This window comes from Sphingomonas sp. (assembly GCF_965227385.1).
GTDB lineage: Bacteria > Pseudomonadota > Alphaproteobacteria > Sphingomonadales > Sphingomonadaceae > Sphingomonas.
The window spans coordinates 1233871-1258363 of the sequence record NZ_OZ245750.1; the positions used below are offsets into that span (position 1 = coordinate 1233871).

Here is a 24493-nt window from a genome sequence, read left to right on the forward strand (position 1 = left end):
TCAATGTTTGCCCGTGCCAGCGCCGTTGCTATCGTCACCTTGCTGTTTCGGGTCGCCAAAGTCGCGGAGATCCCGGTCGTCAATATCCATGATCGGGCCGCCGTACCACACCCGGCTGATCGGCGCCGGAGCCAAAAGTGTCTGAACAGCGCCGGCCAGTTGCTGGACGGCCGGCGGGGTAAACCGATGATAGGCAGCGATGTTACGTGGCCCTACGCCATGTTCAGCGCTGAAGCTGCCGCCGTAGCGCTCGACCGCCACGGCAAAGATCCGCATCCGCACTGCCTCTGCCAAACCCTGCGGCAGCGGCCCGTGTTCGGTCGGCCACACCAGATTGAAGTGTATCCCGCCATCGCCGATGTGACCGAAATCGCACACTAGCAGCCCCGGATAATCCCGCGCGATCTCGGCGGCCATTTCGCGCCGAAATCTGGAGACATCGCCGCGCCGCACGGCGATGTCGCAGCCGATCGTGGTGCCCATGGCGCGCAGGCCGTCCGGAACGGCATGGCGCAATGCCCACAGGTCCGCGCCGTGATCCACGACCACATCGGCGATTGGCGAGGCAGGTGCCTCGATCATCTCCGCAAGGACACCTGCCAAAGCGTCTTCCAGGACCATGGCATCGAATGCCGCGCCTGCGGCGAGTTCGATCAGTACGAAATAGGGGTGTTCGGCATCGGCCGGGAACGGCCGGCGAAGATGCGGAACGTGATGCAACGCCGCGAGATAGGCCGGTCGGGAAATGCCCTCAAACGCGGTGAGCAGCATTCCCCAACTGCGCTCGAAGGTCAGCAGAAGCCCGTCGAGCGCCATGGGATCGCGCAGTGCGATCAGTGCCGTGATCGCGTGCCGGGGAGTGGGTTGAAGGGCCACCGTTGCCGCCGTGATGATTCCCATCGCACCGCCGCTACCGATCGCCAGCTGCTTGAGATCCAAGCCGTCATTCTGCTTCCAGCAGTCGCGACCCAGCTGCAGGATCGTTGCGGGCGCATTGCTGGTGACGAGCTCGAGCGACAGCAGGTTGCGGCGGACGTCGCCATAGCGAATGAACCGTGCGCCGCCGGTATTCGCGGCGATCATTCCACCCATTGTGGGATCGGCGCCAAGGTCGATCGGGAAGAACAGGTCATGCGCCGCAGCCTGCGCGTTCAGGGTCGACAATGACACGCCGGCGCCGACGCGGGCAGTGCGATTGACGGGATCGATCGCCACCGCGTTGAGTCGCTCCGTCGACAGCAATATCATGCCACCGCTCTCGTCGGCGACTCCGCTCGCAACCAGCCCCGTGCGTGCGCCTTGCGGTACGAGCGTGACGCCGGCGCGTACCGCCATCTCAACGACTGCCGCGACTTCCTCGGTGGTGCGCGGGCGGACCAGCGCGCGTGATCGCCCCGCTGGCCCGCGCCCGTCATGGTCACGCCCCGCCAGGTCGGACGGATCGGTCAGAACGTGCCCGCAGCCAACGATGCGGCGCAGCGCGACAACCAGATCCCGATCGTTCATGCCGCGCGGGTCATCGCAAAGATGCCGGTTGCGTTGCCAGTGTCGAAACTGAGGTCGAGCGTGCCGGTCGCTGGGTCGATATCGCGGCTGATGATTTCGTAAAACGATCCTGGAACGCGCCGGGTAACCTCTGACCCTTCGACCGCAAACGGCCGCTCCACGGGATCAGCGCGAAACGCCGTCTGCCGGACCCGACCGTTCTGCGAGACCTCGACGGAATCCTTGATCGGCACCCCCCGCGCGCGCTGACGGTCCGCTGCTTCATAGATGTCGGCGACCCGGCTGGTCGCGTGATTAAAGGCGTTGCCCTCGGTGGCGATCCACGCCGCTTCCGCCGATTGGGACAACAGCGCCTCATAGTCGCGCAGCGATGGCGTTTCATGCTGACGGCCGAACGCGGAGAGGAAGTTCGGCAGGACGTCCAGCGCCATCTGGAACGGGATGCTCTCATCTCGCTCCAGTTGCAGCAAGGCTGCCCGGCTGGCTTCGGTGAGCGGATCGCTGCTCGTGCCAAAGACGCGCTGCGCCACATACTGGAACTGGGCGTCGAACTGATCGACGTGCAATTCGCTGACAAAAAACTGGGGTAGCAGCTCGGGCTGATCGCGATGTGCCCATGCGTGACCCGTCATGCGCAGCCGTGGCAGTGGATAGATGCCGGCAACCGCATAGCCCAGCGGCTGCAAGATCCTCGCGATGGCGGCTTGCCCGGCTGGCAGCGCGCCCGTGTCACCACCCACCAGGCAAACCGTGCGGATCGCGCCATGGTCGAACCGGATCCGTTCATCGCGGGCGCGTTGCTCGGCTACGAACGCAGCGCCGGTCGGTACGCGCGCGAGCAGGTCGTCGAACAGCAGCACGTTCAGGGCTGCGGCCAGGCCGGCCCGCGGCACGGTGCCATTCGGTCCGATCGCGCTGAGCGGCGCGTCCAGGTCTATCGTCGCCAGCACGGGCGCGGCGCGCGCACCCAACAGGCTCGCCACCAGTTTGGCGCCGGGCGCGGTTTGATCAAGGGTCATGTCATCTCCGGTGGCGACGGGCATGGGTCGTGGAGCAGGCGCATGATCGATGCGCCCTTGTCGTTTGCGTCAGTGCGGCAGCGTCAACCGCCCGGCGATTTCGCGGCAGGTCGACGGTCTGGATCGGCCAGCTCGGCCTCCGAAGGCCAATGGCCTTGCGGGTTCTCGCGCACGATCTGTGTCAGCATCGCCTTGGCACCGGCCTCGTCCCCGCCAAAGCGGCGTTCCATTGCGATCGCGAACTTGATCGTGCTGTCGCGCGTATCGGCGAATTGCTCGGGCTTCAGTCGACCCTGCATGATCTGCACGGCCTGATAGTAAAAATCGTTCTCGATCAGCTTTAGCCCCGGCTCGATCGCGTCGATGATCGCGCGCGCCTTCTCGTGCTGACCCATCTTGCGATAGGCGAGATATGTCCAATAGGCCGTTGGCACACGCATGTCATCGCGCGCAAAATCGGCGGCAAGCTCCAGCGATTTTGCCATACCGGACACCACGGTTCGATAGTCGCCGGTCGCGAAGCTGGTCTGGGCGTGATAGTAGACGATGTTCCCACGGTAGGTGCTGATCGTCAGCCCCAGCGGGTTGGGCATGCCATCGGGCTCGAACGTGTCCGGCGTATCGCCCATGAGCGCCAGCGCTTTGGCATAGTCTGCCAGCGCTTCGTCAAAACGTCGCGCGCGCGTCAGATCGCGGGCGCGGAAGCGGTAGAGCTTGTAGCTGTTCGGAAAGCGCTTGATCCCGGCGCTGAATGCGTCGACCGCCTCGCAGACGCGGCCGGCGTAATCGAGCCGCCGACCGTACCAGATATGGGAGTCCTCCCGATCGGGCGCGATGCGCAGCGCTGCGGCAGCAATCGCGATATCGTCATCCAGAACCTTCTGTGTCGCAGCCGAATAACGCGGAATGGTCAGCGGCGTGCCGATCAGGCTGGTCGCGCAGAGTTTCGAAGCAGGCACCGGCGTTTGCGCCGATGCGGCCGAGCTGGCGGCGATGCCAAATGCGGCTCCGACAAGCAGCAAAACGCGGTTCATCCGATCACCTCTTGATAGATGCGGCGCACATTGAGACCCATAATCTTCTCGACCGTGCTCGACGGGTAACCGAGTTTGCGCACGCCATCCCAGACGACCTCCATGCGACGCGGCCCGTTCAGTTCGTCGATGAACAGCGGCCAGTCGGCCTCGTGGAAGTTCGCACCTTCCTCCCGCTTGAGCTCGGCGACATAGGCATCGGTCATTTCGACAATGCGATGATCGCGATCACTGCCGATGGCGACATGATCGGCGCCCATCACGTTCACCGCGTGGCCGATGTGACGGAAATATTCAGGCAGCGCGTCCTTGCGCTTCGTCGTCAGGAACGGGCGCATCTGGCAGATGCCGGCAACCCCGCCGCGCTCGGCCAACAGGCGCAGGTTGGCATCCGTCGTGTTGCGCGTGTTGCTGTGGACCGCCATGCACGCAGTGTGGGATACGATGACAGGCGCCCGCGATGCCGCGATCGTGTCTGCCATCGTCGCCATGTTGGCATGCGACAGATCGATCAGCATGCCCCGCTGGTTCATCCGGGCGACCAGTTCGCGCCCGAAGTGCGTAAGCCCGTTGCTGCCGAGTTCCTTGCAGCCAGCACCGGCCCAATTTTGATCGTTATATGTGATCTGCGCTGACCGGACGCCCAGCTTGTGGAACAGGTCGACATTGTCCAGATCGCGACCAAACTGCGTGCTGTTCTGGAAGAGATAGAAAAGCGCGATCTGACCATTGTTCCGCGCGGCGTCGATGTCGCTCACCCGAGTGGCCTTGACGAACAGCTGCGGATGTTTTGCGATATGGGCGTCGTGATCGAGGACGGCCTGGATCGCCTCCTCATACGCCGCGCCCTCGTAGCTTTTGGGATCGCACAAGGTGACCGTGATCGCGTCGAGACCGCTGTCGCGCATCTGTGTGATCAATGCTGCGTCATATTCGAACCGCACTTCGCCCATTGCGTCGAAGGTCAGCGGGCGGCGTTTCGGCGTGTTGGCAAGCGCTGGCGCGATCGCCATTGATGCGACGCCCGCGGTTGCCGAAAGAATGAAATCTCGCCGGTGCATGACCCCTCCATCTTTTGCCTATCGGAAATATATATCCGATACGACAGAAGAGGCAAGCATTGGATCAGCCGGTGTTGATCCACAGTACGACGGCATCCTTTTCGCTCGTCGTATAGCAAGCGTGCTGCATGCTACTGTCGATGTAGATGCTGTCGCCGACACCGAGGGTCACCGGCTCATAATGCTCGGTCTGAAAGCAAATCTCGCCTTCAAGGACGTAGAGAAATTCTTCCCCGCTATGTTCCGACCAGTTCTCGAAATCGCCGGGCGCGCGTGCCTTGATCGTGGTGACGAAAGGAAGGATTTTCTTGTTCTTCAGCTCGGTGGCGATGAGGCGGTGACGATAGACGGAAGTCTCCATCAATCGACCGGCGCCAGCCATCGTAACGCTGCGCCGACCGGCCGCGTCCTGGCTGGAATGACCCGCGAACAGGTCGGTAATGTCGATGTCGAAGCCGACCGCCAGCTTTTGCACCACGTCGAATGTCGGCGACATCTGATCGTTCTCGATCTTCGACAGGGTGGAGGCCGCCAGTCCGGTCATTCGGCCGGCATCCTCCAGCGTCAACTGACGCTCCCGACGCAGCTCGCGCAACCGTTTGCCCAAGTGAAACGGGTCGCTTCGCCGCCGTCGGCCGGCCCGCGTTGCGTCGAGAAGCGTTGCCTCGTCCCCATTGCCGGACCGCATACTTATTTCCTCAGCTAGCTCGGTTCTGTTGATCGACCGCCGCAGGGCGGCGAGCCGGAGTTATGCAGACCGTATATAGCAGAATTTCCAATAGGCGATGCAGGCAAGATTCTTGCCGGCACGCCTATTGGAAAGTCTCACGCTCTCAAATGTTTACTTTAAAAGCTAAATTTCGCGTTTAGGTAATAGAAGCCACCGGCCACACCGAACACACTATGATTGTCATAGATCAGGCCGGCGCGTGCACGTGCCGCGCCGCGATCCGGCGGGAAGATATTGAACAGGTTGCGCGCGCCAATACTGAGATCGACGTTGCGAATACCCGAATAGGTTACTTCCGCATCGAACAGGGTCACTGCCTTGCGCGGCAGGAAGGTTGCGCCGTCCAGGCGTCGCCAGGCCCCGTAATGAACTGCACGTGCCATCAACGCCACATCGCCGACCTTGGTCGTGGTCGAGAAGTTGCCGCGCCACCGCGGCGTGCCGCGTTCGAACTCTGTCACGATGGCCGGGCTGAATCCCGGTGGCGGCGAACCGCGCAGATGCTGTTCGTTATAATTCACCGCGAGGCTGAAGTCGGTCGAAGCGTTCGTCGACCAGCGATGGCGATAGGTGCTGACCAGGTCGAAGCCGCGCACGCGGGTATCCATCTCGTTCTGGAAATAGCGGACCTGCTGGATGTCGATGCCGTTGGGGAAGCCGATCGCCGCCAGCCCCGCGCGCTCTGTCGCGGTCGTGTTGCGAGAGGGAGTCAGCAACAGGCGATCGTCGACGTCGATCTGATAGAAATCGAGTGTCGTCAGGAAGCCCTCAAACCCGGTGAACACCATGCCGGCCGACATGTTGAACGAGGTTTCCGGCACAAGCGATTGTGATCCGAACACCTGCGCTGCAGGCGATCCGGGGACGAGCACGGCGTCGAGGATGAAACCTCCCATGCCGTCGAGCTGCGACGTCAGGCTGGTGCCGAACACCTGGCCAGCGGCCGGTGCGCGAAAGCCGGTGCTGACCGACCCACGAAGCGCAAACGCCTCGCTCAGCTCGAAACGCGTCGCCGCCTTGTAGCTGAAATTGTCACCAAACTGGTCGTAGTCCTCAAAGCGCGCGGCGACCGAGAGATTCCACCACGGCGTAATGTCCGCATCGACCTCACCGAACACCGCATAGCTGGTTGAGTCGAAGCTGCCCGCAAACTCGGGGGAGAAGCCCTGGAAGCCGTTCGATCCTGCCGGCAAATCGCGCAACGGGCCGGTCAGGTAGCTCGCCCGGTCACCCTGACCGATCACATAGGTTTCCTTGCGATAGCTGGCGCCTGCAAATGCAAGGATCGTATCGGTCAGTTCGTACGAGACTTCCGCGTCGAACTGAATTTCACGCTGCGTGAGCGACCCTGGCTTGAAGGCTGTCGGGGAGTTCACGCCCATCGACGCGTTGATCGTATTCGTGATCGTGTAGTCGACGGTGTTCCGGCCATAGCGGGCCGACAGGTCCCACTTGAGACGCCCCTGTTCGTCGCGCAGGCCAACGAGCACGCTCGCATCTTCAAGGTCGCCACCGAATTCCGGGGTGAAGCCGCCCGGATAGATCGCCGCAAGATTGAACTGCTGCGGATGTGCCGGAGTGAGGTCGAACGCCGAATTACCATAGGTGCTGTGACCACTCAGGCCGCCAGCGGCGAACGGCTGACGCAAGCCGAACGTGACCGAGCTTTCGCCCGTCATGTAGTTGCCAAAGGCGTAGAGCTCGAGTTCGTCCCCCAGCTCGATGCCTGCGTTGAACACGCCCTTGAATGCGCGATACAGCGGGTCGAGATTGCCTTCGGGATGCGCTGGCACGCCGGGCACGTTGGCGGCGCGCAATGCCGCCGCGCCGGCATGCACCGCCTTGAACGCATACGCCTTGGCCTGATCGGTATACTGCGCCGCGAGGTTGAGATAGGCGCGATCGCCTAGCGGGACCGCGACATGGCCCTGAATGTCGTAGGTGCGGCCGCCGGTCTCATAATATTCGCCGACCTGAGCGATGACCGAGCCGCCGGTGCGCGCGCGCTTCAGCTCAAGGTTGATCACGCCGGCAATGGCGTCCGATCCGTATTGCGCCGACGCGCCATCGCGCAGCACTTCGACGCTGGAGAGCGCGATGGGCGGAATGACGTTGAAATCCTGGCCTTGCGAGCCCGAGGTCGATGCGTGCCCGGTGCCGATCTGCACGATGGAGGCACGGTGCCGGCGTTTTCCGTTCATCAGCAGCAGGACATGATCGGCTGGCGAGCCGCGCAGCGTGATCGGGCGCACGAACGAGGACCCGTCATTGCCCTGCAAGCGCTGCGCGTTGAACGCAGGGACGAGGGTGCGCAGGGCGTCGTTGACGTCGGTATATCCCGTCTCGCTGATCTGTTCAGGCGATAAGACGTCAATCGCAACCGCGCTGTCGGTGACCGAACGGTCCTTGCGTCGCGTGCCGACGACGACGATGTCCTTGTCTGCTTCGGTCGCCGTTTCGACGTTCTCGCTGTCCGCAACATCGGTCTGTGCGTGCGCTGGCACCGCGATGGCCAGCCCCACCGCCGACGACAGCAGCAGCTCCGAAATCAATTTCGACATATGTCCCTCCTCTGAACCCCAAAGTCCACAACCGGCCGTGAGCCGATTTCCGATATGTGGCAGATCGCTCGGAGTTTTCCTATAATAAAATTTATTGCCCAAGGTCGATAAACTTTCTAAGCCCTCGACTGTCGATGCGACGGCTGTTGCAGATGGGGGGGGCGATTGACGCGGACGTGCAAATCGATGGCGCTGTGCACGATGGCTGGTCTGGTCCTCTCACTCGGCCAGCCCGCGCTCGCCCAGTCCGCGCCTGATGACCGGCTCGTCATCCATGCCGGCAGCGTCATTGCGGTTCCGGGCGACCGACCGCTTGGCCCCTCAACCATCGTAATCGAGGGTGGGCGGATCGCTGCGATCGAGTCGGGTCATGTCGAGCGCCCCGCCGCGCGGACGCTGGATCTGAAGGATCGCATGGTTCTTCCTGGGCTGATCGATACGCATGTCCATCTCAGCTTTGCACCCGAGACCAGTTTGACTGCGGCCGCAGTCGACACACCCGAAGATGTCGCGCTGTTCGCCTATGCCAATGGCAGGAAGACGCTGGAGGCGGGCTTCACGACCGTGCGCGACGTGGGGTCCGACGGCTACGCGATCCACGCGCTGCGCGACGCCGTGAATGACGGCAGCGTGATCGGCCCGCGCATTTTCCTTTCGGGTACCTCGCTTTCGATCGTCGGTGGCCATGGCGACATGTCGGGCCTCAATCGCAAGGCGACGGAAGCGCTGTATCCGTATGACTATACCGGGGCTTGCACGGGCGCCGTGGAATGCGCGCTGCGCGTGCGTGAGGCCGCCAAATACGGCGCCGATCTGATCAAGGTGACCGCGACCGGCGGCATCATGTCGCAGCAAGCGCGCGGCCTTGGCCAGCATCTGACCGATGAGGAACTGACCTCGATCGTCACAACCGCGCATGGCCTGGGCCTGAAGGTGGCATCGCACGCGCATGGCAGCGAAGGGGTTGCCGCATCGGTACGGGCCGGCGTCGATACGGTCGAGCATGGTACGTATCTGGATGAGCCGACAGCCAGGGTGATGGCGGCGCGCGGTATCTGGCTGGTTCCCACACTCGGCCTGCTTGAGGACCGAGAGAAGCGCGAGCTCAGCCCGGTCGTTCGCGCTAAGATCGCTCAGGCTCGTACGGTCGAGGGTCGCAACATCCGTCTCGGCGTGCAGTACAAGGTGAAGATCGCGTTCGGCACTGATGCGGGCGTAACGCCGCACGGCCAGAATGCTCGCCAGTTTCGATACATGGTCGAGCAAGGGCCGATGACGCCGATGCAGGCGCTGCGCTCGGCTACGGTCGATGCTGCCGCGCTGCTGGATCAGTCGGAACGGATCGGCACGCTCGCCGTCGGGAAATCGGCAGACCTGATCGCCGTCGCCGGCGATCCTTATGCAGATATTACCGTGCTGGAGCGCGTATCGACCGTCGTCAAGGATGGTAAGATCGTCAGGCATGACAAGCCCTGACCACACCCGAATCTTTTCACTTTTCCATGGATCTCAAAATGGACGTGCCCGCCAAGATGACTGCGATCGATCACATTGCCATACCTCCCGGCTTTGCCCCTGCTGTGGAGGATTTGTTTCGCGCGCTGGGCCTTACGTTTCAGGACCATTGTGGCACGGACCTGGCGGTGTATTCGCCGATCGACGGGTCGGCGCTTGCAACGCTGAGCACCGACAGCGCTGCGGACGTGGACGCGATGGTGGCGCGTGCCCGTGGCGCGTTCCTCGCATGGCGGACCGTGCCTGCCCCCCATCGCGGCGAACTCGTCCGCCGCTATGGCCAGGTGGTGCGAGAGCATAAGGAAACGCTGTCGCGCCTGCTGACGATCGAAAATGGAAAGATCCTCAGCGAAGCGCGCGGAGAGGTACAGGAAGTCATCGACATCTGCGAATATGCGGTCGGCCTCTCGCGCCAGCTGTTCGGCCTGACCATCGCATCGGAGCGCGCCGAGCACCGACTCACCGAATATTGGCATCCGCTTGGCGTGGTAGGGCTGATCTCGGCATTCAACTTCCCAGCGGCGGTCTGGGCCTGGGGTACCACGGTCGCACTCGTCTGCGGCGACAGTGCGATCTGGAAGCCCTCGGAAAAGACGCCGCTGACGGCGCTCGCCTTTGCTGGTCTCCTGCAGAAAGTGGCGGCGGAATACGAGTTCGCTCCGCAGCATCTGGTGCAAGTCGCCATCGGCGCAGCCGAGTGCGGCGGCGCGCTGGCCGACCATCATGACGTGGCCATCGTCAGCGCGACTGGCAGCGTGTCGATGGGGCGGGATGTCGGCGTGCGCGTTCAACGCCGCTTTGGCCGTTCGATCCTCGAACTTGGCGGCAACAATGCCGCGATCATTACACCCAGCGCCGACACGTCGCTCGCGCTGCGCGGGACGATCTTTGCCGCCACGGGAACGTGTGGCCAGCGTTGCACGACGCTGCGCCGTCTGATCGCGCATCAGGATATTCGCGACGCGTTCGTCAAGCGGCTGATCGGCGCCATCGGCACGCTGCGCATCGGCAGCCCGTTGAACGATCTGACGCATGTCGGGCCACTGATCGACAAAGCCGCTTTCGACGGCATGCAGCGCGCGCTCGAACAGGCGCGGCGCGAAGGTGGTACCGTGCATGGCGGGGAGAGGATCGAGATCGAAGGCGCGCCTGACGCATATTACGTCCGGCCGGCGATCGTCGAGATGCCGGCGCAAACCGACATCGTCCGCGAGGAAACCTTCGCCCCGATCCTGTATGTCATGTCCTATTCGACTCTGGATGAAGCGATCGCGCTGCAGAACGGCGTTTCGCAGGGGCTGTCGTCCTGTATCTTCACGCGCGATTTGCTTGAGGCGGAGACTTTCCAGTCGGCGGTCGGCAGCGATTGCGGCATCGTTAACGTCAACATCGGCACCAGCGGGGCGGAGATCGGCGGCGCGTTCGGTGGGGAAAAGGTCACCGGTGGCGGCCGCGTCTCGGGCTCCGACAGCTGGAAGAACTACATGCGCCGCGCGACCGCGACGGTGAACTACTCGACTTCTCTCCCGCTGGCGCAGGGTGTGAAGTTCGACCTCGACATTGACTAACCATAAGCCACCCATCCGGGAGAGATGATGATGACCCCCCATTCCATTATACGTGTCGCGGCGCTCGGGCTCGCGCTCGTCGCCGCGCCGCTTTCGGCGACCGCGCGTCAGCAGGACGGCAGTTTTCAAGGCACTTCGCTGCTCGGCCAGCCGATGTACACGAGCCCCGCGCGCAACGCGAATGTCGCCGCGGTCGAAACGCTGCAACGCGCTGCGCGCGAAGCCAAGGCGGCGTACGACGCGGGCATGACCGTCGACAACGCCACCTGGTACGGTCGCGTGTTGTTCTACCAGGGCTATACCAAGGAATCTGCGGCCGTTTACGATGCGGCGCTCAAGCGCTTCCCCAATTCGGGCAAGCTGCTGCGCCACCGAGCGCATCGCGCATTTTCGCTGCGCGAGTTCGACAAGTCGATCGAGCTAGGGCTGAAGGCGGCCAAGCTGTACGAGGGGCAGCCGCTGGAGCGCGAAAAGCCGGGTCCCGATTACTTCCCCGGCGACCCGGATGTGGTGCAATATTATCTCTACTACCATCTCGGCCAAGCCTATTTCGCCAAGCATGATTTCGCCAACGCGGCAAAGTGGTTTGGGAAGTCGGCAGAAGCCGCTGCCTTCACCCACGATCTCGATGCGCGTACGGCGAATAGCTACTGGGAATATCTGTCCCACGCGCGTGGCGGTAATTTGCGTGAGGCCAATGCGGTGCTCGACAGCTATGATCTGACGCTGTTCGAAGTGCATCCGAAGGGTGGTTCGGACACTTATTTCGACGGGCTTCAGCTGTACAAGGGGCATCGTGCCGCTGACAGTTTCTTCAGCGACAAGGATACCGGCCGCGCATTCGCAACGGCCGATGGTGTGGCCGCATCGACCGCCTACAGCCTCGCCAACTATTACATCCTGCGCGGCGAGCCGGAAAAGGCCAAGCCATGGCTCAAGCGTTCGATCAACGTCGACAGCTGGAGCTTCTTCGCGCGGATCCAGGCGGAAGCGGACTGGCTGTTGCTGTTTCCCAACGAGAAGCCGTAACGCCCAGAACAATGCCGGCGTCGGACGGCATGACCAGAATAATCGGGGAGGAATATCGTGAACAATAGGGTGCGCCGCAAACCCATCGTGTCGTCACCTGAGCGCAGCGCCGACGCGCTGGCGCCCAGCCTTTCCTGGCCTCAGCTGATGGCGATGGGCGTGGGTGCGATCATCGGCACCGGCATCCTGACGTTGATCGGGGTCGGCGTCGACCGGGCTGGCCCGGCGGTGCTGATCTCGTTCGCGATCGCCGGGGCGGTGTGCGCGTGCGCGGCTCTCGCCTATGCCGAGCTTTCGGCGATGATGCCGACGGCAGGCAGCGCCTATAGCTATTCCTATGTGGCACTTGGTGAAGTGGTCGCGTGGGTGGTCGGATGGAGTCTCATCCTTGAATATTCGCTCGTCGTCTCGACCGTCGCGGTCGGATGGTCAGGCTATGCCTCGCCATTGCTTATGGGGATCGGCTTTCCAGCGGCGCTCACACAAGGGCCCGAATTGGGCGGGCTGATCAACCTGCCGGCAGTGGCGATTATTGCGATCGTCACCGCGCTGCTGCTGTTGGGGACGCGGGAAAGCGCCCGCGTCAACTCGATCCTGGTGATCGTCAAGATCGTCACGCTGCTGCTATTCGTCGGCTGTACGCTGCCCTATTTCGATGCCGCCAATTTCGATCCGTTCATGCCCTATGGCTATGCCGCGCATGTCGATAGCGACGGCATCGATCGCGGGGTCATGGCCGCGGCAGCAATCATCTTTTTCGCCTTCTATGGTTTCGACGCGATTTCCACGGCCGCCGAAGAGACCAAGCGACCTTCTCGCGACTTGCCGATCGCCATCATCGGCTCGATGGCGGCCTGCACGCTGATCTATATGATCGTCGCAGCGACCGCCGTGGGCGCGGTGTCGTTCACCCAGTTCGCGAACAGCCCGGAACCGCTTGCGCTGATCCTGCGATCGATCGGGCAGGATGCCGTGGCGCGGATCGTCGCTACCGCGGCTGTCATCGCGCTTCCGACTGTGCTCCTGGCGTTCCTGTTCGGGCAGAGTCGCATCTTCCTCGCAATGGCGCGGGACGGCTTCCTGCCACAGCGTCTGGCACGGATTTCATCGCGCGGCACACCCACTCGAATCACGCTGATGACGGCCGCGATTGTGGCCGTGCTCGCGGGGCTGCTGCCGATCGGGAAGGTCGCGGCACTGGCCAATGCCGGGACGCTGATCGCCTTCATCGCAGTTGGCGTCTGTCTGCTGGTGCTGCGTCGGCGCGAGCCAGCTGCTGCGCGACCGTTTCGACTGCGGGCGCCGCTGATCGTCGGGCTCGGTACGATCGCCGGTTGCATGTACCTGTTCTTCAGCTTGCCCAGCGACACCTTGCTGTGGTGCTTGGCGTGGAATGCGATCGGCATCGGCATATACGTTGCTTATGGTCGGCATAGAAGCAAACTGCGTCACGCCAATAGCTAAACTTTGGCAGGCGCTGGCGACCCCTAATCGCTGACTGCGGACAGCCGTGCTGAGCACGGCTACCGCCAATGTCGGCGGCTAGCGCGCAAACCGACCGTGTGCGGTCTTGCGCCGTTCCAATCGATCTCGGGTCAAGTGTGGGGTAGCCCCCTCAGGACGATCATAAAATATGTGCTAAATCAATTCACTATATCAAAATCTAAGATTCCTTCCGCTCCGCCACTTTGGGACGTTTTAAGTCTCCGCATTTCCCAAAAACCGCGAAACTCTCGGAATACGCCGGCTTTTGAGAAAGTACTCCGATGGCGACGGCCTTTTCCTTCAGATGGACGGAAAAAGCTCAGCGCGATGGTTCCTGCGCATTCACGTGAACAAGATGCGGCGGGATATCGGCCTCGGCTCGTTGAAGGCAGTATCGCTCGCAGATGGGCGCGAAGCGGCATTCACGGTCCGGCGCAAATCGCCCAGGGGATCGATCCGGTAGCGGAGCGCAAGCAGGAGCGAGTCGCGGTGCCCACGTTTGGCGAGGCGGCGGTGAGCGTTCATGAAGAGCACGGCGCGGCGTGAAGAACGGCAAGCACCAGCAGCATGAAGATGGGTCGGAATGCGAGATCGACACCTTCGAAGACAACCTGGTGCGAGAGCGCCGGCGTCAGCGGGTTGCCTTTGACTCCGTATGGTCCGCGGCGACCGTGAGACGTTGGCCGCAGGCGCTGCTTTGCCGTGCCAGCTCGATCAAGTTTAGCGTCGTCAGTGCAGCGGCCAAGGGAACCGGCGGCGCGCTGTCGGTCGTCAGCGTGTCGGCCACGCCGGCGTAAAATTCACGATAGTCGCCGGTCAGGGTCGGCACGATCGATACGCCTTCCTCGCCGGTCAGCGAACCGAAATCGGCTTCGCTCTCTTTGCTGGTGCCCGGCTGTCCGCCGGATGCCAGCCATGCTTCCTGCGGGTCGAGGCCCCGCTTCACAAAGCTGCCCTTCGAACCATGCACGGCAAAGCGCGGACGCGGCGCTGCGACCAGCAGGCTCGCGGACAGGCGAACGCGGCACGATGGGTAGAACAGCGTGAGATCGAAATGATCGTCGGCGATCGCGCCCTGTCGCCATACAGAGACATCGGCCGCGATCGATCGCGGCGTACCGAACAGCGCGAGCGCCTGATCGATCAGATGAGGTCCAAGGTCGGCCAGCAATCCGGCGCCCGCTCCGTCTCCTTCGCGCCAGCGTGCTTGCGGAACCGGACGGAAACGATCCCAGCACCCCTCGAACAAGTGGACCGCGCCCAGCGTGCCGCTGTCGATCAGATGGCGAACGGTCAGAAAGTCGCCGTCCCAACGCCGGTTGTGGAAGGGGAAAATGTGCCGGCGACGTGATTCGGCCAGACCGGCCAGCGCCGCCGCTTCACCCAGCGTCGTGGTGATCGGCTTGTCGATCACGACATGCTTGCCCGCGGCAAGTGCCGCCTGCGCCAGCGGAAAATGCGTTTCGTTTGGCGTCGAAATGACGACGAGATCGATCGCCGGGTCGTTGATGATGCAGTCGGCATCCGTCACGCTTACATGGGGATAGCGCGAAAGAACCGCGTCCCGGCGCGATGAGGCGATAGCCTTCAAGCGCAAGTCTTCGACCGCTGCGATCAGCGGTGCATGGAACACGCGTCCGCCCAGGCCATAGCCGATCAGGCCGACATTGACCGTCATGCTGCCATCAGCGCGCCGGGCGCCACCGCTTTCATGCCGAGATCAGCCCGCCATTGATCGGCAGTATCTGTCCGCTGATGAAGCCGGCTGCGTCGCCGAGCAGGAAGACCGCCGCCCCGACCGTGTCGTCCGGCACCTGCGGCCGTTGAATGGCCGCGCTATTGACATAGAAATCCTTGCGCGCCTGGGGAACGTAATCGGTGGCTTCGACCCGGACGAGGCCCGGGGCCAGCGCATTGACCGTGATGCCATCCCCGCCCAGTTCGCGTGAAAGCGAGCGGGTCATTGCAATGACGGCGCCCTTGCTGCCGACATAATGCAGCAGGTTCGGCGCCCCCCACAGCGCTGTGTCGGAAGCCAGGTTGACGATGCGCCCGCCGCGCTCCGACCGGCGGAGAAACGGTGCCATCGCCCTGACCATCAGCCACGTTCCCCGCACGTTGATCCGCATCACGCGATCCCAGGTGTCGATGTCGAGCTCGTCGAACGGGATCCCGCCGATCCCCGTCGCCAGCGCGGCGTTGTTGAGCAGACCGTCGATCGCGTCGTGGCGCTCGCGCAGTGCAGCGGCGAAGGCATCGACCGAGGCCGGATCCTCGATATCGAGGGCAAGGGCGGTTGCGTCATGGCCGGCCTCCCGCAACCGCGCGGCAGTCGCCTCCCCCAGTTCGGTGCGCAGTTCGCCGATGACGATCCGGGCGCCGGCCGCGGCACATGCCTCCGCAAAGGCGGCCCCAAGCCCACGTCCGGCCCCGGTGATCACGATCGTGCGGTCATGCAGTGGTGGCAACATCATCCAAGGGCTCCAGCGCGTTCAGCGCGTGACAAATTGGTTGGAAAAACTGGCGTGTACATCGGTGCCGTGGGAGACCAGCCCTTCCTGCGTGGCGGCGCGTGCGGCGGCGGCCATGACGGTTGGGTCGAACCGCCCGCTCCGACGACCATAGACGTTGCATGCCAGCAGGCGGAAGATCCGGGCGGCCTCCACTTCGCTGAAGCCGGATTGAGGCGCCAGGCGAGCATAGCGGGCGGCGGCGGTATCGGGATTGCGGACGATGCCGTCGATCGCGTTCAATACGGCACGGACGAACCGTCGCAGGGCATCGGGCCGCCCGGCAATGGTCGCGTCGGACGCCATGATCCCTTGCGCCACCGCCGGATAGTCGCGGTCGAGCGGCCGATAGCGCAGCGCGACGCCCGCCCGTTCGGCCTTCACGCCCCAATCGATCGTGCCAACGATCGCCGCCAGCTCCCCGGTGCCGAGCTTTTCGACCAATGTGCCGGATGGAGCGGCCAGCACCTGCACGTCCCCAGGCGTCAGGCCCGCGTTTCGCAACAGCGCTTTCAGCGCGTAGTAGGACACGTCCTGCAGCGAAGGAACGCCGATCTGCCGCCCCTTCAGCGACCGGCCGGCGACGGGCAGCGAAGCCTGCTCGATCAGCGTCAGGAAGGAATGGCGGCCGAGCAGGGCAACGCCCTTCACGCGCACATCTCGTGCGCGCAGGATCAGCGCGGTGTCACCCAGCGCGCCACCTGCATCGCCCTTGCCGGCGGCGAGCGCCTCGCCAACCTTCATGCCGCCCCCGGCGACCTGTTCGAAGCGAACCGCGAGCCCTTCGCGGGCGAAAAGCCCGTCGCCCTCGGCCAGCACCAGCGGGGCGAACACGATCGCTTCCCGGGGGGCGGGCAGCAGGTAGACGAATGGTTCGGTCGCGCCGCGGGCGCCGGTCAGCAGCAGCGTCGAAGCACCCAGCAGCATGCGGCGCGAAAGCAGTGGCAGCGTCATGCGAACCGCGACACGCCGCCGGCGACCTGAAGCGCGGCGCCGGTAATGAAACTTGCGGCCGGTGACCCGAGGAACACGATCGCCGCCGCCGCCTCGGCCGGTTCTCCGAAACGTCCAAGCGGGATCTGTTTCTCCCGTGCCAGCTCGGCCAGCCACGCTTCCATCGTCTGCCCCGGTTTCGCCCGCTCGTGGAATCGCCGTTCCCACTGGCCGGAGTTGACGGTGCCGAGCAGGATCGAGTTGACCCGGATGTCGGGTGCCAGCTCGACACTGAGCGATTTCACCAGATTGTGCACGCCCGCCCGCGCGGCCGAGGTGCAGACCATGTGCGGTTCGGGCTGCAGCGCGAGCAGCGAATTGACCACGACGATCGCCGCCGCGTCGCTCTGTCCGAGCAACGGCAAAAAAGCGCGGGTGGGCCGAATGACGCTGTAGAATTTCAGCTGAAGTTCCGCGTCCCATTCGGCGTCCAGGGTCGAGGCGAAGCTACTCAGCCGCGCCTGGCCGGCGTTGTTGATGAGCAGGTCCGCTCGCCCGAAGCGCGCCGTCACTGCATCCGCCAGCGCTGCTACCGCCGCTTCATCCAGTACGTCGCAGCGCTGCAGCATGAGGTGATCGACCGGCAGCCCGCGCGCGGCGAGCCGTTCGCGCGAATCGATCAGCCCGTCCTCGCGACGCGCGCAGCTGACGACATGCGCGCCCTCGTTCAGCAGCAGGGCGACCGTTTCCAGGCCGATGCCCGACGAACCGCCAGTCACGATCGCCACTCGACCTTCAAGGTTCAGGTTCACGCCATTACTCCTTCGCGCGCATCGGCGTCGGCCAACACCGTCCGCAACGCTTGATTGAATTGTTCGGGACGCTGCGTCGCCATCGCATGACCGCCGCCCGGAATCTCGATCCCGACGCCCCCGGGTGCCGCGGCGGCAACGGTGGCACAGCGCGCCGGCGGCGTGATCACGTCAGCGCCGCCCCAGAGCGTCGTCACCGGTACGCTCAACCCTGCGACCGCCGTGGTCAGGTCGGCGCTCGCCAGCAGACGCGACGCCTGGACATAGCCGCGCGGGACCACCTCGGCCATCGCCTGCCGGACGATCGCGTGCGCCTGCTCGCACGCCCCGTGGCTGAGGAGGCGCCCATAGCGCGCGGCGGCGAGCCCTTCGGGCCCCAGCGTCTCTACGTCCGCGATCCGCTGTGCGATGCCGTCGGGCAGCGGCTTGCCCGCCGGGACGCCATAACCGCTCGCCGGACTGGCCAGTACCAGCGCGGCGACGCGATCGGGACGGCCCAGTGCAAAGGCCGTGGCCATGACCGCGCCCAGCGACTGTCCCACCAGCACGCACCGTGCGATCGACACGTGATCGAGCAATACGCCCAGGGCCTGCGCATAATCCCCGGGAATCGGCCACTCGCTGGCCAGCGGCGCGCTGCCCGCATAGCCGGGCGCGTTCCACGCAACGACACGCCGCTCTGCGGCAAAGCCGGCGAACTGCCCCGCCCAGGCGCGCGAATTCGAACCGATGCCGTGCAGCAAGACCAGCGGCAACCGATCGCCGGCCCCGGCTTCACGCCACGCCTGCAAACGCCCCGCGATGGGGCGCGAAATCAGTTCCGGTTCGAAATAGCGCGGCATCAGCCGTTCGCAGCGACGGGCTTCGGGCGCTTGACTTTCGACAGCGGGTGATCGGGCGGATAGGTCGGCGTTTCGGGCACGTTGGTGCCGAGACAAACGATCATCAGCGCCTCCTCGATCCCCTCGTTGACCAGCCCGCGATAGACGCCGGCCGGTACCGAGACGAGGTCACGCTCCCGCACATAGGTTTCGAAATACTCCCCGTCGCTTTCGAACATCAGCTTCACCCGGTTGCCCTTGAGAATGAAGAAGACCTCCTCGACATCGTCATGCAGGTGCAGCGGCCCCTCGCATCCGGCCGGAAGGACCATGGTCGAAAAGGTGAAATGCTCGGCGGGCACGGTATTGGTGTCCGATGCGACCCCGGTCGCCCCGGTGCCGACATAGCGCATCTGCGCACGCTTATACTTGGGATCGAAATCGGCCTGGAACTTGAGGGCGTCCCAGTCGAGCTTGCGCGTTTCGTAGCGTGCGACACGCCCGTTGATCCAGGTTTCAAGCGTCTTTCCCTCCGGGATGATGCTGTTCTTCGCGGCTTGGGTCATGATGGGTTCCTTGAAGGCTGGATGGGTTCAGGCGGCGCGGGCCTGGCGGCGGGTGTTGCCGTCGATGCCACCGGCGATCGCCCATTCCGCGAACAGGTCAGGGCGGCGCTCATACTCACGCGGCTCCCACGCCTGGGTGCACCAATCGTCGTCCGCATAATATTCCAACGCGCCGCCGAACGGGCTTTTGAAATACCAGAAATAGGCCGACGAGATCGGATGGCGCCCCGGCCCGAGCTCGGTTTCATGGCCCGCCCGGCCCATCGCCAGCCCACCGCCAAATACTTCGTGGATGTTGCTGACGGTGAAGGCGACGTGGTTGAGGCCGGGATTGCCGGGCCGCTGCAACACGAATGCATGATGATGCGGGCCGGGTGTCTGGCAGCGCAGGAACGCAGCGTGGCCGGGATAGGAATCGCTGACGACAAAACCCAGCTTCTCGGTGAAGAAGGCTTGGGACGCCGCGAGATTGTCGACGAAGAGCACGACATGCCCCACGGTGATCGGACGCGCACGATCATAGAATTGCGCGCGCTGGTCGACGCGGCGGTGCTGGCCTGGCCCGTTTACGTCCTGCGGGTCGGCGACCACTTCGCCGCGCTGGCGCAAGCGAAAGCCATGCGACAGTCCGCTGGGGTCGGTAGCGGCCAGCATGCCGCCGTGCGCACCCGCCGCATCGCCCAGCCGGTCGCGCAGGTCGGCCATCGCCGCGTCGTCCCGGACGCCCCAGATCACCTGGCGCAGCGTCGACCCTTCCTGCATTGCCGGTGGCAGCGACGGGTCGCCGATCGGGCGAACCGTGACGGCGCATCCGTCCCGCGTCGTGAAGTTCAGGGCTGCCGCATCGCTCCCCGCATCGGTCAGCCCCCAGTCGGTGAGGAAGATGCGCGCCGCATCCATGTCCTCCACCCCGAACACGACCGCGTCGATGCCGGTCAGATACATTCCGTTTCTCCTCGATTCAAAGCCAGCCGGGGCAGCATTTCGGGCGCGCCGAGCAGGCGTGAGATGCCATCGGCCGTCGCGCGCACCGCGCGGGCGACCTCTTCCGGATCGGCGCCGTCGGCGACCGCGGCGGTCGCGTTGACCGCTGCCACGATCGACAGGCTCATGTCGCGGACCGGCGCGGCAACGGCGCGCACGCCCGGTTCGTAGAAGCTTGTGGCGGCGGCATGACCGCGCTCGCGATCGGCATCGATCATCTGCTGCAACTCCGCCAGGTCAGCGGGCCCGTGGGGCGCCAGCGCGCGCAGGTCCACGCCGTCATACAGCGCGCGCAACTCCGTCGGTTCCAGTTCTGCCAGCAGCACGCGGCCCATCAGGGTTGCGTGCGCCGGCAGGGACGAGCCGATCGAGACGTTGCGCGTCACGGCGGCACGGCTCGCATAGCGGCTGAGGTACATGACGTTACGGCCCTGCCTAATGCCAAGATGCGTCGACCAGTTGGTCGTGTTGCGCAACGTTTCGAGAAGCGGGCCGGCCAGCGCGACGATGTCGCTCGACGCGAGATATTCGAAGCCGAGCGTCAGCACGCCGACGTCGAGGGTGTAGCGTCCATCGCCAAGGCGGCGGACCAGTCGCTGATCCATCAGCGCGATGAGCAGCCGGTGGACGGTCGAGCGCGGGATTGCCAACGCAGTCGCGATTTCACCCGGGCCAAGGTTGGGCCGGTCGCGACGAAACAGGCGCAGGATCGCCAGCCCGCGTTCAAGGCCGGGGGCCGCCATGTCAGGCCGGCTCCGCCGCCAGTTCGGCCCCGACCTCGCGCTTTGCAGCGGCGGCCATGAAGCGGCGCAACCGCACGAGACCGGCGTCGTGCGCGTACAGCATTTCATCGTCCCGCGCGGAGTCGAGCATGCCTTCAAGGATCAGTCGATCCTGTTCGAGCACGTCCCAGTGCAGGCCTTCGAGCCGCGCGCGATACAGGAACTTCCACGCGTCGCGCTGCCACCCCTCCACCTTGCGGCAGCGCCAGAAGAAGACGCGGCAGCTTTCCGCATCGACCGGGGTCACCATGCCGACGATGAAGAAGGAACCACCCGGCCCGGCCGATTTGCGATAGGGAATCGACAACCGTTGCCACCACGCGCCGGTCGCCCCGAATTCGGTCCAGTCGAAATTGATGCCCGACTGGTCGGTCTTCTCGAACACGAAGCCGGTTTCGGTCTCGCGCGCCTTCATCCGGGCGGTCTTGTCGCCCTCCGCCATCGAATGCGAGACAGCATGCAGATAGGCCCCGTGCATCGGGTCCATGACGTTTTCGGCGGCATAGCGATAATTGCACTGCCAGTGCGCGGTGCACAGGATCGCTTCCCATGCACCGCCGTTCAGCTCCTCCGGAAGGTCCAGCGGCGGCAAATCGGTCGCGTCATCGCCGAACCACAGGAAGATCGCGCCCGCCCGCTCGATCACCGGATAGGCACGGTTGCGCTTGCGCCCGACCAGTGGAGATTCGCCCAGCGCCGGGACGCGCGCGAGACAGCCGGCGCCGTCGACTTCGACCCCGTGATACCAGCACGCGACGGTCGATCCCAGGTTCCAGCCCATTGAGAGCCGTGCACCGCGATGCGGACAGCGATCCTCGATCGCGTGCACCGCGCCCTCGCGATCGCGCCAGAGGACGATGCGCTGGCCCAGTCGCGTCAGGCCGTGGGGCGTATCGCGCACCATCCAGCTGGCCGCGACCGGATACCACAGGTTGCGGATGCCGCTGTTCAGGCGCGCTTCGGCCGCAGCGTTCAGATCAGCCATGGACCGTACCCGTCGGTACCGCCGCGAACAGCGCGTCGCCGGATTGCTTGAGCTGATCGGCCAGCGACCCTTCATCCCACGCACGCCCGTCGCGATCCATACTGCCGTGCCGGTTGAGCGAACCGGCGAGCGCTTCGAGCGTCTCCGCGCCCTCGCCAAAGGCTGCCATCAGGGCGTCGGCCAGGTCGGATTCGAAGGGGTCGAGCGGCAAGGCGCGGGTCTGGAACACGATATTCTCCACGGCGCGCGGGTCTTCGATGAAGCCACCCCCGCCACCTTTCACCGTCGGCGTCGGCCCTGAAGCGAGGAAAATGTTGGTGTCCATAATCACCTTGCTTGATATATGAAACGGTATCTCTGATATGGATCGTGCACCGAGATATTTTCGGCGTCAAGTCGCATCTGAAAGCGGGCTTTGCGTTGACGACCGCAGTGAAGCCTGCAACAATATCGCTTCATATGTGAGACAACGCATCATATTTGGATTGGAGTGGCGGGATGGCGGTCGATCAATTCGCTCATGCAACGGCGTCTGTGACCGCCGTCCCCCCGAGCGAACGATCGATCGCCTATCCCGGCTGGCGGGTCCTGTTTGGCGCGGTGGTCGGGCTGGCCTTCAGTCCCGGCCCGGTGATCTTCGGATCGCTTGGCCTGTTCGCGCCCCACCTCGCATCCACCTTCGGCTGGAGCCGGGGCGCCATCATGTTGTCGCTGACCTTCTTCAATATCGCCGGGGTTCTCGCCTCGCCCTATACCGGCACGCTGATCGATCGCTTCGGCGTGCGCCGGGTGCTGTTCCCGTCGCTGGTCGCCCTCGCGCTCGGGCTGATCGCGTTGGCCTTCATCACCGGCTCCTTGCCGCTGTTGTACGCCATGGCCTTCATCTGGGGCGCGCTCACCGTGGGGACGCAGAGCATCAGCTATACCAAGCTGATCGCCGGCTGGTTCACGCAATGGCGGGGGTTGGCAATCGGGATCGCGGCCGCGGGGCTCGGCCTTGGCTATACGCTGGTGCCGCTAATCGTCGGGGCATTGTTGCAGCAGGTCGATTGGCGCCAGGCGTTGCTGGCGCTGGCCGCGCTCGTCGTGATCGGGCCGCTGGGGGCGAACCTGTTGCTGGCGCGGCCTAACCCGGCCACGTTCGTTGCGGGCGGGGTGGCGCTGACCGGGATGAGCGTGCAGCAGGCCCGCCGCACGCGCGAATTTGCATTGATGTCGCTCAGCATCTTCCTTGCGTCCGCCGCGCTGACCGGCGTCGTGCCGCATATCGCGCTGCTGGCGCTGGATCGCGGTCTTTCGACTGGCCAGGCGGCGGCGATCGCAGCGACCTATGGCCTTTCCACGATCATCGGACGCGTGCTGGTCGGCGCGCTGGCCGACCGCTTCTTCGTGCCGCGCGTCGCGATGCTGTTCTTTGCGCTCTCCGCAATCGGCTTCGTCCTTGCTGCGCTTTATGGCGGCACGGCCTCACCCGGCGTGCTGATGATCGTCGCGGTGACGATCGGCCTGGGCTTCGGCGCGGAAAGCGATGTGATCGCGCTGTTCATCAGCCGCTATTTCGGTCAGCGCTGCTTCGGCGCGATTTACGGCCTGTTGCTGGCCGTATTCCTGATCGGCGCATCGATCGGTCCCGCGCTGTTCGGCTATGGCCGCGAAGTCGCGGGCAGCTATGCGCTGCCGATGCTGGTGGGCGCGATCGTCATGGCTATTGCCGTTCTGCTGCTGGCTGGCCTGGGACCGTATCGCGACAGCTATCCACCGGAGCATGCGGCGTGAACAATCCGATCGAGCGGCTTGCGGACGCGATCCGGCAGCGGCGCGCCATCCTGTTCGCCGGGGCCGGCGTGTCGATGAGCGTCGGCCTGCCCTCATGGTCCGAGCTGATCCGCCGTATGCAGGCCGATCTGGGCCTTCAGGAAAGCCCGCAGGCGCGGCGCTGGACCTATCAGACGCTGGCCGAATATTACCGGCTGAAGCATGGCAGCATCGGCCCACTGCGCAGCTGGATGGACCGCACCTGGAGCGTCACGGCCGATCGGGTCCGCGAATCGCCGATCCACGACCTGATCGTCGAGCTGGACTTTCCGATCATCTACACGACCAATTACGACACCAATCTCGAAACCGCCTATCGGCTGCACAATCGGCCATTCGTGAAGGTCGCCAACACCTCCGATATCGTCAACGCCGACCACAGCCTGCCGCAGATTGTGAAGTTCCACGGCGATTTCGACGACGATGAATCGCTGGTCATCGCCGAAACCGACTATTTCGAGCGGCTGATTTCCGACACCCCGCTGGACGTGAAGTTCAAGGCCGACACGCTCGGCCGCACCTTGTTGTTCATCGGTTACAGCGTGTCGGACCTCAACATCCGCATGACGCTCTACAAGCTCTGGAAGACGTGGCGCGATTCAGGGCGTGAGCGCGACCGCCCGGCATCGTTCGTGTTCACCGCCAACCCCGATCCGGTCAGCGACGCGGTACTCGAGCATTGGGGGATCACGGTGCTCCATGAGCCGGGTCCCTCACCCGAAGAATCGACGCTCGCCTTCCTCAAGCGGCTGCGCGACGCGATCGCGGCGGACTAGA

23 protein-coding genes are annotated in these 24493 nt (G+C 64.3%); 7 read left to right on the top strand and 16 right to left on the bottom strand.

Annotated features, from left to right (window positions below; translation table 11 throughout):
* The 6 genes from ACO05N_RS06015 to ACO05N_RS06040 all read right to left on the bottom strand — a co-directional run bounded on the left by ACO05N_RS06015 (window position 1) and on the right by ACO05N_RS06040 (window position 7911).
* Window positions 1–1506 (bottom strand): FAD-binding oxidoreductase, encoded by a 1506-nt coding sequence (locus ACO05N_RS06015; RefSeq protein WP_422056259.1) that lies wholly within the window; start codon window positions 1504–1506, stop codon window positions 1–3.
* Complete coding sequence (locus tag ACO05N_RS06020; protein WP_422056260.1) at window positions 1503–2549, bottom strand: 2-oxoadipate dioxygenase/decarboxylase family protein; 1047 nt, start codon at window positions 2547–2549, stop codon at window positions 1503–1505. Before ACO05N_RS06020 ends, ACO05N_RS06015 begins: the two co-directional genes overlap by 4 nt.
* 59 nt (window positions 2550–2608) lie before the next feature.
* Window positions 2609–3559, bottom strand: coding sequence for a hypothetical protein (locus ACO05N_RS06025; protein ID WP_422056261.1), 951 nt, complete (start codon window positions 3557–3559; stop codon window positions 2609–2611).
* The gene (locus ACO05N_RS06030) at window positions 3556–4572 is read right to left on the bottom strand and encodes a dipeptidase (RefSeq protein WP_422056262.1); all 1017 of its coding nucleotides are present in this window, start codon (window positions 4570–4572) and stop codon (window positions 3556–3558) included. Before ACO05N_RS06030 ends, ACO05N_RS06025 begins: the two co-directional genes overlap by 4 nt.
* A gap of 112 nt (window positions 4573–4684) precedes the next feature.
* On the bottom strand, window positions 4685–5308 hold the full coding sequence (locus tag ACO05N_RS06035; RefSeq protein WP_422056263.1) for a helix-turn-helix domain-containing protein: 624 nt from the start codon (window positions 5306–5308) through the stop codon (window positions 4685–4687).
* A gap of 158 nt (window positions 5309–5466) precedes the next feature.
* Complete coding sequence (locus ACO05N_RS06040; protein WP_422056264.1) at window positions 5467–7911, bottom strand: TonB-dependent receptor plug domain-containing protein; 2445 nt, start codon at window positions 7909–7911, stop codon at window positions 5467–5469.
* A gap of 201 nt (window positions 7912–8112) precedes the next feature.
* Here ACO05N_RS06040 and ACO05N_RS06045 point away from each other — a divergent pair, with 201 nt between their 5' ends.
* The 5 genes from ACO05N_RS06045 to ACO05N_RS06065 all read left to right on the top strand — a co-directional run bounded on the left by ACO05N_RS06045 (window position 8113) and on the right by ACO05N_RS06065 (window position 13971).
* A complete protein-coding gene (locus ACO05N_RS06045) occupies window positions 8113–9387 on the top strand; it encodes an amidohydrolase family protein (protein WP_422056265.1) in 1275 nt (424 codons plus the stop codon).
* Between the two features lie 26 nt (window positions 9388–9413).
* Entirely contained in the window at window positions 9414–10994 is a 1581-nt protein-coding gene (locus ACO05N_RS06050; protein ID WP_422056266.1) for an aldehyde dehydrogenase family protein, read from the top strand.
* A 30-nt stretch (window positions 10995–11024) separates the two neighbouring features.
* Window positions 11025–12023, top strand: coding sequence for a hypothetical protein (locus ACO05N_RS06055; protein ID WP_422056267.1), 999 nt, complete (start codon window positions 11025–11027; stop codon window positions 12021–12023).
* A 57-nt stretch (window positions 12024–12080) separates the two neighbouring features.
* Window positions 12081–13487: an amino acid permease gene (locus tag ACO05N_RS06060; protein WP_422056268.1), complete on the top strand. Its 1407-nt coding sequence runs from the start codon at window positions 12081–12083 to the stop codon at window positions 13485–13487.
* Window positions 13488–13812: 325 nt separating this feature from the next.
* The gene (locus ACO05N_RS06065; protein ID WP_422056269.1) at window positions 13813–13971 is read left to right on the top strand and encodes a hypothetical protein; all 159 of its coding nucleotides are present in this window, start codon (window positions 13813–13815) and stop codon (window positions 13969–13971) included.
* Between the two features lie 168 nt (window positions 13972–14139).
* Here ACO05N_RS06065 and ACO05N_RS06070 read toward each other — a convergent pair whose 3' ends face one another.
* Genes ACO05N_RS06070 through ACO05N_RS06115 form a run of 10 tightly spaced genes read right to left on the bottom strand, consistent with a single transcriptional unit; the run spans window position 14140 to window position 22226 of the window.
* A complete protein-coding gene (locus ACO05N_RS06070) occupies window positions 14140–15186 on the bottom strand; it encodes an oxidoreductase (RefSeq protein ID WP_422056270.1) in 1047 nt (348 codons plus the stop codon).
* Window positions 15187–15217: 31 nt separating this feature from the next.
* A complete protein-coding gene (locus ACO05N_RS06075; RefSeq protein ID WP_422056271.1) occupies window positions 15218–15982 on the bottom strand; it encodes an SDR family oxidoreductase in 765 nt (254 codons plus the stop codon).
* Between the two features lie 18 nt (window positions 15983–16000).
* Entirely contained in the window at window positions 16001–16972 is a 972-nt protein-coding gene (locus ACO05N_RS06080; protein ID WP_422056272.1) for an ABC transporter substrate-binding protein, read from the bottom strand.
* Complete coding sequence (locus ACO05N_RS06085; RefSeq protein ID WP_422056273.1) at window positions 16969–17763, bottom strand: SDR family oxidoreductase; 795 nt, start codon at window positions 17761–17763, stop codon at window positions 16969–16971. Before ACO05N_RS06085 ends, ACO05N_RS06080 begins: the two co-directional genes overlap by 4 nt.
* Window positions 17760–18605, bottom strand: coding sequence for an alpha/beta fold hydrolase (locus ACO05N_RS06090; protein ID WP_422056274.1), 846 nt, complete (start codon window positions 18603–18605; stop codon window positions 17760–17762). Before ACO05N_RS06090 ends, ACO05N_RS06085 begins: the two co-directional genes overlap by 4 nt.
* Window positions 18605–19150: a cupin domain-containing protein gene (locus ACO05N_RS06095; protein WP_422056275.1), complete on the bottom strand. Its 546-nt coding sequence runs from the start codon at window positions 19148–19150 to the stop codon at window positions 18605–18607. The genes ACO05N_RS06090 and ACO05N_RS06095 overlap by 1 nt, the downstream gene beginning before the upstream one ends.
* Window positions 19151–19177: 27 nt before the next feature.
* Window positions 19178–20095, bottom strand: a complete 918-nt coding sequence (locus ACO05N_RS06100) for a VOC family protein (RefSeq protein ID WP_422056276.1) — start codon at window positions 20093–20095, stop codon at window positions 19178–19180.
* Window positions 20086–20877, bottom strand: a complete 792-nt coding sequence (locus ACO05N_RS06105; protein WP_422056277.1) for an IclR family transcriptional regulator — start codon at window positions 20875–20877, stop codon at window positions 20086–20088. The genes ACO05N_RS06100 and ACO05N_RS06105 overlap by 10 nt, the downstream gene beginning before the upstream one ends.
* A gap of 1 nt (window position 20878) precedes the next feature.
* Window positions 20879–21901, bottom strand: coding sequence for a Rieske 2Fe-2S domain-containing protein (locus ACO05N_RS06110; RefSeq protein WP_422056278.1), 1023 nt, complete (start codon window positions 21899–21901; stop codon window positions 20879–20881).
* The gene (locus ACO05N_RS06115) at window positions 21894–22226 is read right to left on the bottom strand and encodes a recombinase-like helix-turn-helix domain-containing protein (RefSeq protein ID WP_422056279.1); all 333 of its coding nucleotides are present in this window, start codon (window positions 22224–22226) and stop codon (window positions 21894–21896) included. Before ACO05N_RS06115 ends, ACO05N_RS06110 begins: the two co-directional genes overlap by 8 nt.
* 209 nt (window positions 22227–22435) lie before the next feature.
* On the opposite strand from ACO05N_RS06115, the gene ACO05N_RS06120 reads away from it, so the two are divergent.
* Together ACO05N_RS06120 and ACO05N_RS06125 are read left to right on the top strand one after the other, a co-directional pair.
* Window positions 22436–23677 (top strand): MFS transporter, encoded by a 1242-nt coding sequence (locus ACO05N_RS06120; protein WP_422056280.1) that lies wholly within the window; start codon window positions 22436–22438, stop codon window positions 23675–23677.
* Complete coding sequence (locus ACO05N_RS06125; RefSeq protein ID WP_422056281.1) at window positions 23674–24492, top strand: SIR2 family protein; 819 nt, start codon at window positions 23674–23676, stop codon at window positions 24490–24492. The genes ACO05N_RS06120 and ACO05N_RS06125 overlap by 4 nt, the downstream gene beginning before the upstream one ends.
* The last annotated feature ends 1 nt before the right edge of the window (window position 24493 follow it).

What these genes read in the sequence shown, in the direction of transcription:
- ACO05N_RS06115 (WP_422056279.1), bottom strand. Translation starts at nt 22,226, where the DNA reads ATGGACACCAACATTTTCCTCGCTTCAGGGCCGACGCCGACGGTGAAA.
- ACO05N_RS06095 (WP_422056275.1), bottom strand. Translation starts at nt 19,150, where the DNA reads ATGACCCAAGCCGCGAAGAACAGCATCATCCCGGAGGGAAAGACGCTT.
- ACO05N_RS06025 (WP_422056261.1), bottom strand. Translation starts at nt 3,559, where the DNA reads ATGAACCGCGTTTTGCTGCTTGTCGGAGCCGCATTTGGCATCGCCGCC.
- ACO05N_RS06090 (WP_422056274.1), bottom strand. Translation starts at nt 18,605, where the DNA reads ATGCCGCGCTATTTCGAACCGGAACTGATTTCGCGCCCCATCGCGGGG.
- ACO05N_RS06045 (WP_422056265.1), top strand. Translation starts at nt 8,113, where the DNA reads ATGGCTGGTCTGGTCCTCTCACTCGGCCAGCCCGCGCTCGCCCAGTCC.
- ACO05N_RS06015 (WP_422056259.1), bottom strand. Translation starts at nt 1,506, where the DNA reads ATGAACGATCGGGATCTGGTTGTCGCGCTGCGCCGCATCGTTGGCTGC.
- ACO05N_RS06035 (WP_422056263.1), bottom strand. Translation starts at nt 5,308, where the DNA reads ATGCGGTCCGGCAATGGGGACGAGGCAACGCTTCTCGACGCAACGCGG.
- ACO05N_RS06050 (WP_422056266.1), top strand. Translation starts at nt 9,414, where the DNA reads ATGGATCTCAAAATGGACGTGCCCGCCAAGATGACTGCGATCGATCAC.
- ACO05N_RS06080 (WP_422056272.1), bottom strand. Translation starts at nt 16,972, where the DNA reads ATGACGCTGCCACTGCTTTCGCGCCGCATGCTGCTGGGTGCTTCGACG.
- ACO05N_RS06055 (WP_422056267.1), top strand. Translation starts at nt 11,025, where the DNA reads ATGACCCCCCATTCCATTATACGTGTCGCGGCGCTCGGGCTCGCGCTC.
- ACO05N_RS06065 (WP_422056269.1), top strand. Translation starts at nt 13,813, where the DNA reads ATGGACGGAAAAAGCTCAGCGCGATGGTTCCTGCGCATTCACGTGAAC.
- ACO05N_RS06020 (WP_422056260.1), bottom strand. Translation starts at nt 2,549, where the DNA reads ATGCCCGTCGCCACCGGAGATGACATGACCCTTGATCAAACCGCGCCC.
- ACO05N_RS06110 (WP_422056278.1), bottom strand. Translation starts at nt 21,901, where the DNA reads ATGGCTGATCTGAACGCTGCGGCCGAAGCGCGCCTGAACAGCGGCATC.
- ACO05N_RS06105 (WP_422056277.1), bottom strand. Translation starts at nt 20,877, where the DNA reads ATGGCGGCCCCCGGCCTTGAACGCGGGCTGGCGATCCTGCGCCTGTTT.
- ACO05N_RS06030 (WP_422056262.1), bottom strand. Translation starts at nt 4,572, where the DNA reads ATGGCGATCGCGCCAGCGCTTGCCAACACGCCGAAACGCCGCCCGCTG.
- ACO05N_RS06070 (WP_422056270.1), bottom strand. Translation starts at nt 15,186, where the DNA reads ATGACGGTCAATGTCGGCCTGATCGGCTATGGCCTGGGCGGACGCGTG.
- ACO05N_RS06100 (WP_422056276.1), bottom strand. Translation starts at nt 20,095, where the DNA reads ATGTATCTGACCGGCATCGACGCGGTCGTGTTCGGGGTGGAGGACATG.
- ACO05N_RS06075 (WP_422056271.1), bottom strand. Translation starts at nt 15,982, where the DNA reads ATGATGTTGCCACCACTGCATGACCGCACGATCGTGATCACCGGGGCC.
- ACO05N_RS06040 (WP_422056264.1), bottom strand. Translation starts at nt 7,911, where the DNA reads ATGTCGAAATTGATTTCGGAGCTGCTGCTGTCGTCGGCGGTGGGGCTG.